11 protein-coding genes and 1 pseudogene are annotated in these 17,094 nt (G+C 29.4%); all 12 read right to left on the bottom strand.

Annotated features, from left to right (window positions below; genetic code table 11):
- Positions 1 to 535 precede the first annotated feature (535 nt).
- Positions 536 to 1,585 carry a dTDP-glucose 4,6-dehydratase gene (gene rfbB / locus BM119_RS02525; protein WP_090038611.1) on the bottom strand — a complete coding sequence of 350 codons (1,050 nt, stop codon included), beginning with the start codon at positions 1,583 to 1,585 and terminating at the stop codon, positions 536 to 538.
- Between the two features lie 15 nt (positions 1,586 to 1,600).
- Positions 1,601 to 2,470 (bottom strand): glucose-1-phosphate thymidylyltransferase RfbA, encoded by an 870-nt coding sequence (rfbA, locus tag BM119_RS02530; protein ID WP_090038613.1) that lies wholly within the window; start codon positions 2,468 to 2,470, stop codon positions 1,601 to 1,603.
- A gap of 13 nt (positions 2,471 to 2,483) precedes the next feature.
- On the bottom strand, positions 2,484 to 3,335 hold the full coding sequence (locus BM119_RS02535) for a glycosyltransferase family 2 protein (RefSeq protein WP_090038615.1): 852 nt from the start codon (positions 3,333 to 3,335) through the stop codon (positions 2,484 to 2,486).
- Between the two features lie 217 nt (positions 3,336 to 3,552).
- On the bottom strand, positions 3,553 to 4,437 hold the full coding sequence (locus BM119_RS02540; protein WP_090038617.1) for a glycosyltransferase family 2 protein: 885 nt from the start codon (positions 4,435 to 4,437) through the stop codon (positions 3,553 to 3,555).
- 20 nt (positions 4,438 to 4,457) lie between these two features.
- On the bottom strand, positions 4,458 to 5,108 hold the full coding sequence (locus BM119_RS02545) for a sugar transferase (RefSeq protein WP_090038618.1): 651 nt from the start codon (positions 5,106 to 5,108) through the stop codon (positions 4,458 to 4,460).
- Positions 5,109 to 6,013: 905 nt separating this feature from the next.
- Positions 6,014 to 8,863: an Ig-like domain-containing protein gene (locus BM119_RS02550; RefSeq protein ID WP_090038620.1), complete on the bottom strand. Its 2,850-nt coding sequence runs from the start codon at positions 8,861 to 8,863 to the stop codon at positions 6,014 to 6,016.
- A 632-nt stretch (positions 8,864 to 9,495) separates the two neighbouring features.
- Complete coding sequence (locus tag BM119_RS02555; protein ID WP_090038622.1) at positions 9,496 to 10,338, bottom strand: glycosyltransferase family 2 protein; 843 nt, start codon at positions 10,336 to 10,338, stop codon at positions 9,496 to 9,498.
- A gap of 1 nt (position 10,339) precedes the next feature.
- Positions 10,340 to 11,506, bottom strand: a complete 1,167-nt coding sequence (gene cps2T, locus BM119_RS02560; protein ID WP_090038624.1) for a beta 1-4 rhamnosyltransferase Cps2T — start codon at positions 11,504 to 11,506, stop codon at positions 10,340 to 10,342.
- An 11-nt stretch (positions 11,507 to 11,517) separates the two neighbouring features.
- Positions 11,518 to 12,672 carry a glycosyltransferase family 4 protein gene (locus tag BM119_RS02565; RefSeq protein WP_090038626.1) on the bottom strand — a complete coding sequence of 385 codons (1,155 nt, stop codon included), beginning with the start codon at positions 12,670 to 12,672 and terminating at the stop codon, positions 11,518 to 11,520.
- Positions 12,673 to 12,821: 149 nt separating this feature from the next.
- Entirely contained in the window at positions 12,822 to 14,012 is a 1,191-nt protein-coding gene (locus BM119_RS02570; protein ID WP_090038628.1) for an O-antigen ligase family protein, read from the bottom strand.
- Positions 14,013 to 14,033: 21 nt separating this feature from the next.
- Positions 14,034 to 14,687, bottom strand: a complete 654-nt coding sequence (locus BM119_RS02575) for a sugar transferase (RefSeq protein WP_479723131.1) — start codon at positions 14,685 to 14,687, stop codon at positions 14,034 to 14,036.
- A gap of 50 nt (positions 14,688 to 14,737) precedes the next feature.
- A pseudogene (secA, locus tag BM119_RS02580) lies at positions 14,738 to 17,077 on the bottom strand (preprotein translocase subunit SecA); the annotation flags it as partial.
- Positions 17,078 to 17,094: the final 17 nt, after the last annotated feature.

Consider the following 17,094-nt stretch of genomic DNA (forward strand, 5'->3'; position numbering starts at 1 on the left):
TTTTATATTGCCCCCTATAAATTGTATTCATTACTTTCTATATCTTGTGAATAATTCATCATTTATACAATATGCATTTCTCTCTTTGTTTATATTTCATATAATAACACATTTATATTATTTTGCAATACTTTTTATAAAATTATGCAAGAAATTCTTTTAGAAACTTGCACTAATTATTTATCCCAATCATAAAAACCCATATCTTGAACCTTAAAAGCATTGATTTTCATTTCGTCTATCATTCTTATATTTGTTAGACTTATCTATAAAATCTTTAAGTTGCTTTTTATACCCTTCTATATACGGATCGTCCTGAAGATCTAATAAGGAAAATCCACGTCATACTTAGTCTTTAATTTACCTACTTCTATTAATGATATAGGATCATTAAAAATCAGATCTACTAAAACCACTGTATTGTCTTTATTTTTCTCCATAATTCACCTCCATTCACTTATAAAACGAATGACTATCCAATTTGTTACACACCAACAAAAAAATGTGTGCTAAAAAGCACACATTTCTAAAAATTCTATTTATACATTTCTGAATAATAATTTTGATAATCACCTGAAGTTATATTATCCATCCATTTTTTATTATCAAGGTACCATTTAACAGTCTTAACTATACCTTCTTCAAAACAAGTTTCTGGATACCATCCAAGCTCTTCTTTAATCTTAGTTGGGTCTATTCCATATCTTCTATCATGACCCTTTCTATCCTCAACATGCTTTATTAAGTCTTCTGTTATAGCACTATCAACATTCTTGTTTAAATAATCAATAACAGTCTTAACTATTTGTATATTTGTTCTTTCATTATGTCCACCAACATTATAAACTTCTCCAAGTCTACCATTGTTAACAACCATATCTATTGCCTTACAATGATCCTCAACATAAAGCCAATCTCTTATATTTAAACCATCACCATAAACAGGTAAATCCTTATGATTTAAACAATTGTTTATTAAAAGAGGTATTAGCTTCTCTGGAAACTGGAATGGTCCATAGTTGTTAGAACATCTTGTTATATTTACAGGCATCTTAAAGGTATCAGCATAAGCTTTAACCATTAAATCCGAACTTGCCTTACTTGCAGAATAAGGGCTGTGTGAATCTATAGAAGTTGTTTCTGTGAAATATCCTTCATCTCCTAAAGAACCATAAACCTCATCAGTAGACACTTGAAGATACTTCTTACCTTCAATCCATCCCTCTTTAGTTTCCCATGCATTCTTAGAACAATTTAAAAGATTTAAAGTTCCTAATATATTTGTATTAGCAAATATATCTGGATCCTTTATACTTCTATCAACATGAGATTCAGCTGCAAAGTTAACAACATAATCTATATCATACTTCTTAAATAAACCTGAAACTAATTCCTTATCACATATGTCCCCTTGAACAAATATGTGATTTTCATTACCCTCTACAGATTTTAAATTTTCTAAGTTACCTGCATAAGTTAATTTATCTAAATTTATTATTTTTATATTCTTATATTTATTTAACATATATATTACAAAGTTTGAGCCTATAAAACCTGCTCCACCAGTTACTAAATAAGTTTTCATAACCTTCAACTCCTCCTATTTCTTTTCATTAGCCACTTGAACTAAATATTGACCATACTCTGACTTTAAAAGTGGCTGTGCAAGCTCTAGAAGTTGCTTATTATCTATAAAGCCTTTTCTATAAGCTATTTCTTCAATACATGCAATATATTGTCCCTGTCTAGTTTGTATAGCTTCAACAAAGTTTGACGCATCTAATAGCCCTCTATGAGTTCCTGTATCAAGCCAAGCCATACCTCTACCAAAAAGCTCAACCTTAAGCTTTCCTCTGTTTAAATATTCATTATTAACAGAAGTTATTTCAAGTTCCCCTCTATCAGAAGGCATAACATTTTTAGCAATTTCAATAACATCATTATCATAGAAATAAAGCCCTGGAACTGCATAATTTGATTTTGGCTCCTCTGGTTTTTCTTCTATAGAAACAACATTAAAATCCTTATCAAATTCAACTACACCAAAAGCCTTTGGATTGCTTACATGATATCCAAATATAGTAGATTCTTGTCTTTCCACTGCATTTTTAAGTCTTTCAGAGAATCCGTAACCGTAGAATATATTATCTCCTAAAACTAATGCAACTCTATCATTCCCTATAAATTCTTCTCCAATTATAAATGCCTCTGCAAGTCCCTTTGGTTCCTCTTGAATCTTATATTGAAGATTTAAGCCAACCTGACTTCCATCTCCTAAAAGCTCTTTAAAGCAACCTAAATCCCTTGGAGTAGATATTATTAATATATCCTTAATCCCTGCAAGCATTAAAACTGATAAAGGATAATAAATCATCGGCTTATCATATATAGGTAATATTTGTTTAGATACTGACTTAGTTACAGGATAAAGTCTTGTTCCTGAACCACCAGCTAATATAATTCCTTTCATTGTACAACCCCCTCTAGTAAGATTTATAAGTTATAAATCCCTTTATTCTTGATACAAAAGCGTTAAAACCTTTTTTCATTCGTTCCTTATTAAAGGTTATTACCCCTATTAAAGTATTTACAAAATGAAAGCCTTCTGCTTTAAAAAACAACATGAATTTATGAAAATCAAATCTACTTCTGCAAAATGCTCCAAAGCCTAAGCCATAGCTATACACCTTTTGTGCACTCATATTGTGACTTGAAGAATAATGGGGATGATATAATCTTAATTCTGGATTATAAGTTATTTTCAATCCTTCTTTTAAAAAACCATATATCATCTCTGCATCTTCACAAGCTCCAAAATAATTACCTGTACCAAGCTTTTCATTAAATTTTAAAGTCTTTGAATTTTTCTTTATAAACATAGTAATAGATGAGCACTTTGTATAAAAATTGCTCTTAGTTATAGTTATGGTTTCTTTTGGCCACACCCTTAATGAATCTGACCCATCACGCTGAACTATTCTTCCCATAACAACACTATTATCCTTATTTTCATCAAAAAACTCATTTACTATGTTTAAGGTATCGTTTAAATACTCACAATCATCATCTGGAAAGGCAATAATATCCCCAGCACATTGTTTCAGCCCTATATTTCTGTTTTGGGATAACCCCTTAACATCTGATTTTATGTAAACTATATTTAAATCTAAAAATTCCTCTATTAAAGGTTTTAAATTCAACTCATCATTTTGATCGACAACTACAATCTCAATTTTATCTAGAGGATAATTTATATTTTTTATACTATTAAAAAACCCTCTTAATTCATCGTAACGACCTAAAGTTGCCACTACCAAACTAAATTTTAACTCCATTGGTAATTCTCCCTACATATAGAATCTATAAAGATAAGATTCAATGTTAATTATAATTGTTTATAACTATAAAAAAGGCTATGCCCTTTTTTAATTGATAATGGACAATGAACAATTGTCAATCATCAATTCTCAATTTTAAAATTTAATACCTATTAACGTTATCCACACATATATCATTACACCATATATAATATTCTAACCATAATAAATAATGTTAAAAAACCTTCTTTTCCTTTTTAAACGCATTAACAAGTAAAGACATTCCCCACTTTGCATATATTCCAAGGTAAGTTAGTCCATTTACCAAGAAATTATATTGAGCTTTATAATGCTTATTATAAAAAATAAACATAGATTTATGGAATTCACCTATCATTCTTGTACTTTGTTTTTTACTACTTTCACCCTTATAGTGAGTTATTCTTACTTTAGGATAATAATAGTTTATCCATCCACCTTCTTTAACTCTATAGCACCAGTCTATATCTTCTCCGTACATAAAAAAGGTATCATCAAGAAATCCTATTTTCTTAATAGTTTCTTGTCTAAGCATCATAAATGCCCCAACTAAACAATCTATTTCACTTTCTTCATCTTCATCTATATAAGTAGAATTGTATCCGCCAAATTTCTTTGATTTTGGAGATAACTTATCTAGCTTTAAGAAATAGCATAATGAATTCCATGGAGATGGAAAACCTCTCTTACAAGCCTTATCTAGTTTACCACTAGCCAAAACTACCTTACATCCTAAACATCCAACTTTTTCATTGTTATTTAAAAGTTTAACACAATCTTCTAAAGTTTCCTTTGGAACTACAGTGTCTGGATTTAAAATTAAAACATACCTACTATAATCTAAACACTGTTTAATTGCTAAGTTGTTAGCTTGAGAGAACCCTCCATTTATAGGGTTTCTTATAAGTTTAACCTGTGGAAACTCCCTTTCCACCATATCTGGACTACCATCCTTAGACTGGTTATCAACTACCCAAACTTCATAATCTATATTTTCTGTATTATTATATACGGAATTTAGGCAATCTCTTAGTAAATCACAAGTATTATAACTTACTATAACAATTGACAAGTCCTTCATACAATTCTTCCTTCCTAATGTTAAACAGCACCCTTACCTTTTAAAACTGAAAATACTGTTTGGAATATTATTTTTATATCAAGTCCAAAACTTCTCTTATTAATATAATCCATATCCATTTGAACTCTTTCATCATATGTAGTATCACTTCTACCATTTGCTTGCCAGTTACCTGTAAGACCTGGTTTAACGCTTAACAATTTACCCGCAAATTCTCCATACTTTTCAAGTTCTTTTTCAACTATTGGTCTTGGACCAACAACTGCCATATTCCCCTTAATTATATTTACGAGCTGTGGCAATTCATCTAAGCTTGATTTTCTAAGAAAATTTCCAACCTTAGTTATTCTAGGATCATCATCTAACTTAAAATTTATTTCAAACTCTTTCTTTTGCTCAGGAGTAAACCTCTCAAAAAGTTCCTTAGAGTTTTCATACATGGTTCTAAACTTATAAACTTTTATAAAGTTTCCGTTTTTTCCAAGTCTTTTATGTCCAAAAAATACTGCTCCTTTTGAATCTAGCTTTACAGCTATCGCCACACCTAAAAATATTGGAGATAAAAGAATTAATGCCACCATAGCTGAAACAATATCAAATAATCTCTTAAAGAAATTGTACACTGGCTTTGACTCTATTGTTGTATCTATTTTTACCTCTTTAACTTGCATACTAATCCTCCATATACATTAATTTTTAACTATGTATACTACCCATATATTATACATAATAAAAATGTTTTAATCTATACAGGTACTTAATTTTAATAATTTGTTATAATCTCTTATTATTATTGACCTTTATATAAATTAATAATATACTAGCTAAAATCAACTTTTGTTTTCATCAGATTTTTTCTGAAGAATACCCTCATTTAAACATAATAAGCTAATATATAGTTTACTATTATTTTTTTTATTTGTAAATTGGAAATAAAAAAATTCACAATGTAGAACTCTTATTAAAATACTAATATGTAATTTTTTTCATTATATATTTAGTTTTACAAAAGAAATAAACCTAAAAATTCTATTTAAACCATATTATTTTGTTTATTCTATAAATTCATTTATTGTTGCATTATTATTCTTTACATATTTAAATAAAACTATCTGTAATTACTCATTCTTGTTATTAAAAAATATTGTCAATATTAATATTTACTTTTTTTTATCGGCACTGACGCCATGTATCTTTTTAAATTTTCCCTAAGTTTTCTTCACTATATATACTATAAAAAGTGTGTGGGTATAAGCGTTAGCAAACTATCTGACGAACATTAATCATTCTTGTTATAAAAACACATTGATGGTGTTAAGATTTACCTTTTTAAATTCCTTTCTCCTAATAATAAATTTATCTAAATGAAAATAGAGGGATAAGCGTTAGTAAACTATCAGATAAACCGTAAGTATTCTTAGTGAAAAAAGTGTTGCTTCCGTTAAGAATTCCAATTGTTTGAACTCAGTGAGTTATTGGAATTTAGGAAGTAACGCTTTTTTCACTTTAGAATACTAGGTGAAATCTGCTTGTTTACGGTGCTTATCCCTCTATTTTCATGTTTATATGAATTCCCCTATTTCTTGAACACAGGAATTTCAAAAGATACACTAGGATTATCTATCTTATCAACAAGCGCCTTTATACGAGAAGTTTGCTTAGTAGCCCACTCAATATCAGTTGCATATTGATGCCACATAGTCATACTATCAAAATCCCATCTCATCTTATAAAGGGTATCTTGTCCCTTTGAAATATATCCATCAGCTATCCATTTAGCTCCACCAATTATAGCATCTTCAACAGTAAACCATCCTTCTCTGTAGGCTCTATCAGATCCCCAGAAGTTGGCATCATCATCAAATGCACCTATACCATAAACATTAAATGTAAGTCTTGGTGAAACATCTTTTTCTTTAACCTTAACTACAACAGTATTTCCGTTTTCATCTTTAATACTTTCCTTTTTATATAAAGAATTAACAATAATACCTGTAGCAAGCTTTGATGTACCATTTCCTGTCTCTAATAATGAATGTGATACAAGATAAACAGGATTTACATTATAACGTCTTCCTGCTTCAAGGAATGCAGCTCCCTTGCCCTCAAGAACACCCTTTCCAACTAAAACTTGATTAAGTTGATCCGCTGTTATGCCATCTGTATAACTTAACTTATAGAAAATATATTTCTTAACTGGATCATTAACAAAGTTGTTTGGGTTCATTTGGTATTTAATCTCATCACATGTAGCCTTTCTCCAGCCACCATCATAGATTATTTGTGCATTAGAATTCATTTGAATTTGACTATAAAAATCTAGTGAATTAGTATATTCCTTATATGTTATTGAATCACTTTTAATTACGTTGATATTTGCACTTCTCTCTATTGACTTACCATCAACACTAGTTGTCACAACTTTTACCCTATGGTTTCCCTTTGATAATTTAGAAACATCTAAGCTATACTCAAAGCCACTATTCTTACCATTTTTATAACCAGGATAAATGTTGTCTACATCTTCTCTAGATAAGTTCATTGTAGCATTTCCTTGTAAAGAATTATCAACATAAACTTTTACATCTCTTATTTCAGAATCACTTAATACCCACCCTGAAACCTTTAATGCATTTGAATTTACATTCATATTTTCATACAATGATTCAACATTCATTTTCATATCTTTTTTAGCAACATTTACACTAAATGTTGAGGTTTGTTTTTTTCCATTGTTTCCTACTATTTCAACGGTAATCTTATGGCTTCCTATTGTTAAAGTATCAATATTCATATCATAAGAGAATCCGCTATTTTTAGCATTAACATACTCTGGGTAATTTGCAAAAATATCATTTCTTTCAAGTCCACTTTGTGCATTACCTATAAATTGATCATCAGCATAAACATTAACTTCTTTAACCCCTGATTGATTTAATCCCCAACCAGAAATTTTAAATGTATTATTTACATTACTACCATTTACAGGTTCTTCTACCCACATTTTATTTTCAAGAACTTTTAAATTTACAAATCTATCTTGACTTTGAACTTTTCCATCATTACCTATAGCTTGTACAGTTATTCTGTGTTGTCCTTGGATTATATTACTTAAAGATAGCTTATATGAAAAACCTGAGTTTTTACCATTTGCATATCCTGGAAAAGCACTATCTACATCTTCTCTAGAAAGATTTGTTTTAGCTAGTCCAACATAATTTCCATCAAGTAAAACCTTAACTTCTTTAATGCCAGATTGATCTAAAGCCCATCCAAAAACATCAAGAATATCTGGTCCTGTAACACTATAATTCTCTGGGTATTCAACCCACATTTTAGGGTCTAACTTCTTAAACTGAACATAGGTATCTTGCTTTTGCTTTGTGCCATCTTTACCTATTACCTCAGCTGTTATTTTATTTCTACCTTCCACTCCATTAGACAGGTTTAAGTCATAAGCGAAACCAGAATTTTCACCATTTGGATATCCAGGATAAACAGCATCTACATCTTTTCTTGGAAGATTCAAGTCTGCTGAACCATTTAATTTATCATTTAAATAAATCTTTACTTCCTTAACACCACTTGGATTTAACGCCCAACCATAAACACTAACTAATGAACTTTCAGCTGTTGAATCATATACTGGAAGTTCAAGCCACATTTTAGGATCTTGTTTTTTATAATTTACAAAAACTTCTTGAGTTTGCATTGAACCATCTTGTCCTATAGTTTCAATTCTGATTTTGTTTCTTCCCTCAACACCATTATTTAGGTTTAAGTCATATTCAAAACCACCATTTGTACCATTAGGATACCCAGGATAAACTTCATTTACATCTTCTCTTGGAAGATTTATTTTAGCTGATCCATCTAGCTTATCATTAAGATAAACCTTTACTTCCTTTACCCCACTCGGATTTAATCCCCATCCTCTTACATTAACCATAGAACCATTTGAATTAGAGTAATTTTCTGGTGTTTCTACCCACATTCTAGCTGGTAATTTAGTTTTTGTAAAAGATGTACTTAAATATCCCTTAGATCCACTTTGAGAAACAACTTCTATTTCTATATTATGTTTCCCGTCTTTAATATCCCTAAGAGACATTTCATAAGTAAATCCACTATTCTTACTATCAGAATATTGTGAAAAAGCATCGTGAACATCGTTTCTTTCTTTTCCATAAGTAGCTTTACCTATAGGATTTCCATCCAATCTAACATTAACTTCTTTAACCCTATCGTTATGTACGGCCCAACCTTCAACATGAATAACATCACCATTCATACTTGATCCATAGCTTGGAAGCTCTAGATTTCCATTGAAAGGTAATGCTGCATGAGCTATCTCAACAGGAGTAATTAATGTTAGGGCAAAAATGAAAGTTAAAAATAAGCTTAACCTTTTTTTTAGAAATTTCATTCTTCCCCTCCTTTTAATATATAGAACAAATCCTCATTCAGTTGTATTCTTTCCACCATCTGAATGAAGATATATGTATATATATTTTTTTCTATTTAAAATTGGAACATAAATTCTAGGTTCAATAATAAAATAACGTTTATTTTCCATCTATTCCCAGAATTTAATCTATTATCTTAACTCTATTCCCTAAAATCCACACTCCAATAATAAAACAATTTTTATAAGTGACAAATTAATAGTGACAAGTAACAAGTTAATGTTGGTTTTCCTGAACATTGTGAAGAAAAACATCCCTCACTCTCAACTTTTAACTAACACAAGCTTATACTTATCAAAACTTGCAACTTCTTACTTATTAAGTACATCTTAAATTTTACATTCATTATGCTTATGTATCAAGAAAAATATTCATTTTAAGTAAATTATATTTTAATCTTATAAAATATACTACAAATTATACTTATATACCTGACTTTAAATTAAATATTATCCTTATATGTAATATAATACATTATAAAATTTTAAGCAAAGATTTTCAATTCAAAAGCCCTTTAACCCTAGGTTTTCTCAACATTTTAGCCTCAAAATTTTTTATACCTTCTTGTACACAAAAAAAGTTGCCCAATATATTAATCGGACAACTTCTTATAATCCTTGAATCCTTTTTTCATACCACTAAGCCTAGTTGAATAAAGTTTATGGTTATTATCTATAATAGAATAAATTTTAAACTTTAATAATACTGAAGAATATTTTAATAATGCCGTAGTTTTAAATCCATATACTTTTAATGATTTTTTTATTACAGCCCCATATCCAACTGTATATTTAAACTCCTTGTCTAAATTTACATCATGTGGATTATAAAGGTGATAAACCTTTAAATCATTATAGTAATATATATTTTTATTTTTTGATATAAGGTTCAAAGTATAATCTATATCTTCTCCCCCAAACCACTTAGCACCAAGACCTAAATCCTCATCAAACCTTTGAATACTTTCACGTCTTATAAATATTCCAACAGATGTTGTATACTTAAATGCATTGAAGGAGTTAATCTTTACTATTGGTTTTTTTGATTCAATACTACTATATGGCAAATTATTTATAGGATCATATACCCCTGTACAAATAGCAGTTATATCTCTATGATTTTCAAATATATCATTAACCTTTTCTAAGAATTCTTCATTGTACCAACAATCATCATCCGGAAAGGCTATGAGGTCTCCATTTATATAATCAATTCCTAAATTTCTAGCTTTTGATAAAGACATTTTACTTGCCTTAACATATTTAACCTCAAATAATTTTTCATACTTTGTACAAAGTTCTTTTATAACTTCTAAATCACTTTGATCTATGACTATAAGTTGAAAATTATTGAATGTACTATCTTTTAAGGTAGTAAAAAGAGTCTCCATTTCTTTAACTCTATTATATGTAGTGACTATTAACGATATCTTCACTTTAACACCCCTTATTTAAGAATAAGGATTCATACCTTTCTACAATATAATCCCAAGAATAAAATTTATTTATTCTATCCTTAGCTGCCTTTTCAAGGCTTAAGATTTTTTCGCTAGAAATTTTTTCTGTTTCATTTATTAAATTGCTTAAGTTTCCATCCTTCTTTGAGAAGTAAAGAGCACCATCCATAGCAACTTCTTTATTGAAAACAACATCTAAAAGTATGTTTACCTTTGTTGCACCTAAAGCTTCTAATAAAGAAGGATTAGTTCCACCAACTTCATGACCATGAAAATAAGCAAATGCATTTTGTCTTATTAGTGCAAGAACTTCTTGGTCATACATAGTTCCAACAAATTTTATTCTCTTATCCTCATTGAATTTTGTTCTTTCTAAAAGACCTTCATAAAATTTATTTTTTTCTACATTAGTTATAATAACTAACTCTTTCTTACTATCTGATTTCATAAACTCTTTTATTACAAGTTCATAATTGTTTTCTGGTACAAACCTACCCACAATCAAATAATATTCACTCGTTTTAAGATTATGGCTATTATACCATTTTGAAAGCTTCTCTTCAGTTTTTTCTGAAGTCTTTCCATCAAACACCTCAGCTCCATAAGCTATAAATGTTGTTTTTGGATTATAACTACTATATTCAGTTTTAATATAATCCTCTATTCCCTTTGAATCACATATTATAAGGTCGCCCTTTTTAATCATAAGCTTTTCTGATATTTTCCAATAATTTCTTATTAAGCAATTCCATTTAGTTCTTTTCCATTCATGTCCGTCTGGATTGATATAAACTTTTACGCCTAACTTTTCGAGTTTTCTCTTATAACACAATAAGAATGGTCCAACTCTACATGCAAGTATATATAGTATAGGATTTTCTACATTATTTTTCTTAACATACTCATATACCTTTTTTATAGCTTTCATATCATAATAAACAGCTTTTGCAGGCCCCACATTTGGAGTTTTAACATTAAAACATCTCGCTTTATTAAACTCAAATTCATTGTCATCCTCTGCAAGACATGAAACATGGTACTTTATATCATCACTTTTTTTAAACTCAGTTAACTTATGAACAAAAGTTTCAAACCCACCATAATTAGCCGGAATGCCTTTTGACCCTATTATGAAAATATTTTTCATAACTATCTCTCCTACTTACTACTATCGTATACTTTTTCAAAGTTTGCCACATAACTTGTTAGCGAAAAACTCTCTCTTTGTCTTTTTGCTGAATGTTCACCATAAGATTTTCTTAGGTCATCATTCTTTAATAAAATTTCTATCTTATCTGCTAAATCACTTGTATCACATATATCTGCAAATAATCCGTTATACTCTTCTTTAACCATCTCCATTACTCCACCATGTCTATATCCTATAACAGCATTTCCTGAAGCCATAGACTCAAGGACTACTGTTGGAAGTGGATCTGGTCTAACTGATGGAAGTACAAATATATCAAATAAACAATGAAGGTTTTTACTATCTTTTCTATAATCATCAACAATGATTCTATCTTTTACTGGACTTTCAGAAACTGCTTTTTTAAGCTGCTCCATTCTCCAGTCTTCACCTTCAAAAACTCCTCCAACCATTATTCCAATTGCCTTTGGATATTTAGGTAAAACTTTGTTTAGTGCTTCTAAAAAAGATTCTTGTCCTTTCCAAGCATTAACTCTACCAATCATTCCAACAACTACTTCATCATTTTTTATATCATAATGTTTTTTCAAATAATCTGTTTCATTATTCTCATTAAACACTTCATTATCAACACCATTATAAATAACATCTACTGGAGTAGTATTAAAATATCCTGTTGACAAAAGATGATCTTTTACAGCATTTGAAACTGCAATAACTCTATCAGCACTTTTTGAAATAACCTTACATAAGAATTTATTAACCATCTTAGGTTTTGTAATTATCTCATGTATATGCCAAACATGATATAAATTTAAATCCTTACACACCTTAGAACCTAAAAGAACTGCCATAGTATTTGAATGTATTACATTAATTTTATTTTCCAGGCAATATTCTTTAATTTTTTTAGATTTATCTCTAAATTCCTTATAATATTTTATCATACCACTTGGATTAAAATATTTTCTTCTTAAGATTGGATATTCAAGCACGGTAACTTTTGCACCTATATTTTTCATTTCCTCAACTAAAGGTCCATCACAAGGAAGTATAATATGCAATTTATACTTTTCCTTATTTAGATTCTTCATAAGTTGAAGAAGAACTATATCCGCTCCGTACAATTCTGCTCCTGCATGGAGATATAAAATATTTTTCATCATTCTTCTCCTTTTTTATAAGTGGAAAGTTGGATCAATTTAATAAACTTTGCAACTTATAACTTTTTACTAATGAAACTCATAACTTTTGTTGAATTCAGAATTGAAAATGTAAAATTTCAATTCTCAACTAGAATAAGTCCTCATTCCTATAAAACTTCATTATCTAAATCTGTTTCTTTAAAATTACTAAAGATAAAACCATATACAATCCAATTTAGAGGATTTGTAAAATGTCCTCCAAAAACTTGATATAATACAACGAAGCACAAAAGTCCCCATTTTAACACTGATCTTTCTCTAAAACATTTATATATAAGTGACGCAATAATTCCCCAAATTGCTAGAATGCCCAAAATTCCTGTTTCTGCTATTTCATATAGGAAAGAGTTAGGTATTACACTAACAAGACCCCATATTTGATATTTTTCTCTTGCTAAACTGGTGTTCATATTACCCATTCCCAGTCCTAGTCCATTGGTATCTTTAAACATCATATTTGTTAATCTAACTGAAGCATTTATTCTGTACCAGTTAGACAAATCTTTTCCTTGCACTGTATCCATGGCTCTCATATAAATAGGATTCTTAGTTGCAGCACTAAATATTCCACCTGCAATTATAATTGCAAATACAACTCCACCAATTTTAAATGCTTTCCTTGATGGATTAAGAATCATATAAACAAGAAACATAAACATTAAACTTGCAACTAAAACTACAATTGCTCCCCAAGGCCTTGCTAAATATAGTACTATAAAGTTGACTAATATAGCTCCTGAGAAAATTTTAATGTTTCCCTTATTTTTTTCGTGTAATACAACTGCTATAAGCATTATTATCAATATTGATACATGAAATCCCAGTTCACTAGGTTCCATGTAAAGAAGATTTAATCTAGATAAACTATATTTATTTATTGTATCATTATTTCTCCATAGTATAGAGTTTCTTAATACAAAGGCTAATGGTATAGAAACTAGATATAATCCAGTACAATACATTAAAAACTTTTTTATATTAAACTTTCTTATATTTCCAATGGTTAAATACATTACTCCTATACAAAGCATTATCTTTACAATATTAACACCCATCTTAATAATACTTACATTACCAAGAATAAAAAATTGTAATAATCCATATACAATTAATGGAATAATCCATAGAAATAATTGTTTTTTATGATCTCTTGTTTCCCTTTTAAACAAGTAAAATACAAAATAATATATAGATAAAATATATAATAAATCTGCATTACCTGAAAGAAACACTCCGTTTATTGTTATATTACCGAACATCTGTCTAAAGTAATATAATATAGCTAACAGTAACTCCATATAGAACTCCTCCTAAATGCTTTACCTAGCATTCTTATCTCCGAAAAGTACAAAGAATGTTTTAAAGATAAGCTTAAAATCACCTAAAATACTTCTTTCATTTATATATTTTATGTCAAGCTTCATCCATTCTTCAAAACCTATTTCATTTCTTCCCATAACTTGCCAGTAACATGTAAGTCCCGGCTTAACTATAAATTTTTGTTTTTGCCAAGGTGTGAATTTTTCTACTTCCCTAGGTAAATTAGGTCTTGGTCCAACAATAGACATTTCCCCTTTTAATACATTTAAAAGTTGTGGAAGTTCATCTATGCTTGTTTTCCTTATGAATTTCCCTACACTAGTTATTCTTGGATCTTCTTTCATTTTAAACATAGGACCTGACATTTCATTTTTTTCTAGTAAGGTTTCCTTTAACTCCTCTGCATTAACTACCATTGATCTAAATTTGTACATCTTAAATATCTTTTCATTTCTTCCAATTCTCTCTTGTGCGAAAAATATAGGACCTTTAGAATCAAGTTTTATTGCAATGGAAATAATTAAAAGCAACGGTGATAAAATAACCAGTCCAAATAAAGAACCTATAATATCCACTGTTCTCTTAACTATATTAAAAATTATACTTCTTTCAGCATGGGTAACCCTAGTATCCTCATCTCTACACTGACTTATTTTTTGCATACATCTAACACCTCATATCTTGAGAGTAATTTTTAATACTTATAAAGACCTTTAATAACATCTGTCTTTATTCCACTTACCATATCATCAAATATTCCTGCACTTTGAAGCTTATAAGCCATTGCTGGATCTTGTTGTTTATATGCTTGAAGTCCAATGTATTGCTTTAAATGCTCCATATTTTCAAGATGTTCAATCCATCTATTATCAACAGCTTTAAGTATTACAGCCTTTTGTAAATCTTCAAAGGCCTCTTTAAATCTTTCTTCCATAGCATCATATAATGAAAATGCAATGTTTTTAAAATAACTTCTTACATCATCTTTTGATTTCATTTCCATTATTTCAGAAAGTGTTTCCTCTTTTAGCTCATCTATCTTAAATAACTCTTTTATCTTTTTAATTAAATCTTTAACTTCTTCTTCGATAAACTTTTTATTTTTCTTACCCACTAAAATCTTAGTAACATTTTCTTGTATAACATCTTCAACCATTGATAAAACTTGTTGTTTTAAATCTTCCTTTAAAATTACCCTATCTCTTTGAGAATATATAACTTCTCTTTGTTTATTTATAACATCATCATATTGTATAAGATTCTTTCTTGTGTCAAAACTATTTGCTTCAACATTTTTTTGGGCACTTTCTATAGCTCTAACAGTCCAAGCTTCATTAACTTGTGTTTCATCTTCTAAATCAAGTTTATCAGTAATCTTCTTAAATTTCTCTGATGTATGAACTTTAATTAAATCATCCTCTAAAGATACGTAAAATGTTGACTCTCCAACATCACCTTGACGACCTGAACGTCCTCTAAGCTGATTATCTATTCTTCTTGATTCGTGTTTTTCAGTACCAATTATTCTAAGTCCACCAAGTTCTCTTACACCTTCTCCTAAGATTATATCTGTACCTCTACCAGCCATGTTAGTTGCTATAGTTACAGCTCCCATTTGTCCAGCTTTTGCTACGATTTCTGCTTCCTTAGCATGATGCTTTGCATTTAATACTTCATGAGGAATTCCTCTTGTTTTTAGCATAAATGATAAAAGTTCTGATTTTTCTATAGAAACAGTACCCACAAGAACAGGTTGATTTGTTTCATGGATTCTCTCTATTTCATCAACAACAGCTTTAAATTTTGCAAATTCTGATTTATAAACAACGTCAGAATTATCTATTCTTTTAATTGGCTTGTTTGTTGGTACAACTATAACATCTAGTGCGTATATTTCTTTAAACTCATATTCTTCTGTTTGAGCAGTACCTGTCATACCTGAAAGTTTTGTATACATTCTAAAGAAGTTTTGATATGTTATTGTTGCAAAAGTTTTATTGTCTCCCTCTATTGGCACTCCTTCTTTTGCTTCTATTGCACAGTGAAGACCATCTGAAAATCTTCTTCCTTCCATTGTTCTTCCTGTAAATTCATCAACTATATAAACTTTATTTTCTTTTATTATATAGTCAACTTCTTTTTGCATAGAATAATTAGCTTTTAACGCTTGAACAGTGTAGTGCTGAATATGTAAATTATGCACCTCTGTAAAATTTTCTACATTATAAAACTTCTCTGCCTTTTCAACACCTTCATCTGATAGTAAAACAGATTTAGATTTCTCATCTATAGTAAAATCCTCTTCTATTTTTAAAGTCTTAGCAAAATAATCAGCTAACTTATAATACTCATTTACTGAAGCACTTCCTCCGGAAATTATAAGAGGGGTTCTTGCTTCATCAATAAGTATAGAGTCCATTTCGTCAACTATGCAATAATGAAGTCCACGTTGAACTTTTTCTTCCATTTCGTTAACCATATTATCTCTTAAATAGTCAAACCCAAATTCTGAATTTGTTCCATAAGTTATATCACAATTATATGCATTTCTCTTAGAATCTTGTGCATCTTGTGGTATTACAACCCCTGTTGTAAGGCCTAAAAATCCATATACTTTACTCATTTCATCTCTATCTCTTTGAGCTAGATAATCATTAACTGTAATTACATGAACTCCTTTTCCCTCCAACGCATTTAAATACGCTGGTAAAGTTGCAACTAATGTTTTACCTTCTCCAGTTTTCATTTCTGCAATTCTGCCTTGGTGAAGTACTATACCACCAATAAGCTGAACTCTATAATGTTTCTTTTTAAGCACTCTCCATGAAGCCTCTCTCAATACTGCAAAAGCTTCTACTAATATGTCATCAACTGTTTCCCCATTTTTAAGTCTTTCTTTAAACTCTTCTGTTTTATTCTTAAGTTCTTCATCATTTAATGATGCGATTTTTTCATCTAATGCATCTATTTTATCTACCAATGGTATTATTCTTTTTACTTCTCGTTCACTATAGCTTCCTATAACCTTCTTAATTATGCCCATGTTAACTAAACCATCCT

The sequence above is a fragment of the Clostridium frigidicarnis genome (assembly GCF_900111985.1).
GTDB classification, from domain to species: domain Bacteria; phylum Bacillota; class Clostridia; order Clostridiales; family Clostridiaceae; genus Clostridium_Z; species Clostridium_Z frigidicarnis.

Coding starts and splice junctions, on each gene's coding strand:
- BM119_RS02535 (WP_090038615.1), bottom strand. CDS start 3,335: ATGGAGTTAAAATTTAGTTTGGTAGTGGCAACTTTAGGTCGTTACGAT.
- cps2T (WP_090038624.1), bottom strand. CDS start 11,506: ATGAAAAATATTTTCATAATAGGGTCAAAAGGCATTCCGGCTAATTAT.
- BM119_RS02565 (WP_090038626.1), bottom strand. CDS start 12,672: ATGAAAAATATTTTATATCTCCATGCAGGAGCAGAATTGTACGGAGCG.
- rfbA (WP_090038613.1), bottom strand. CDS start 2,470: ATGAAAGGAATTATATTAGCTGGTGGTTCAGGAACAAGACTTTATCCT.
- BM119_RS02550 (WP_090038620.1), bottom strand. CDS start 8,863: ATGAAATTTCTAAAAAAAAGGTTAAGCTTATTTTTAACTTTCATTTTT.
- BM119_RS02545 (WP_090038618.1), bottom strand. CDS start 5,108: ATGCAAGTTAAAGAGGTAAAAATAGATACAACAATAGAGTCAAAGCCA.
- BM119_RS02570 (WP_090038628.1), bottom strand. CDS start 14,012: ATGGAGTTACTGTTAGCTATATTATATTACTTTAGACAGATGTTCGGT.
- rfbB (WP_090038611.1), bottom strand. CDS start 1,585: ATGAAAACTTATTTAGTAACTGGTGGAGCAGGTTTTATAGGCTCAAAC.
- BM119_RS02540 (WP_090038617.1), bottom strand. CDS start 4,437: ATGAAGGACTTGTCAATTGTTATAGTAAGTTATAATACTTGTGATTTA.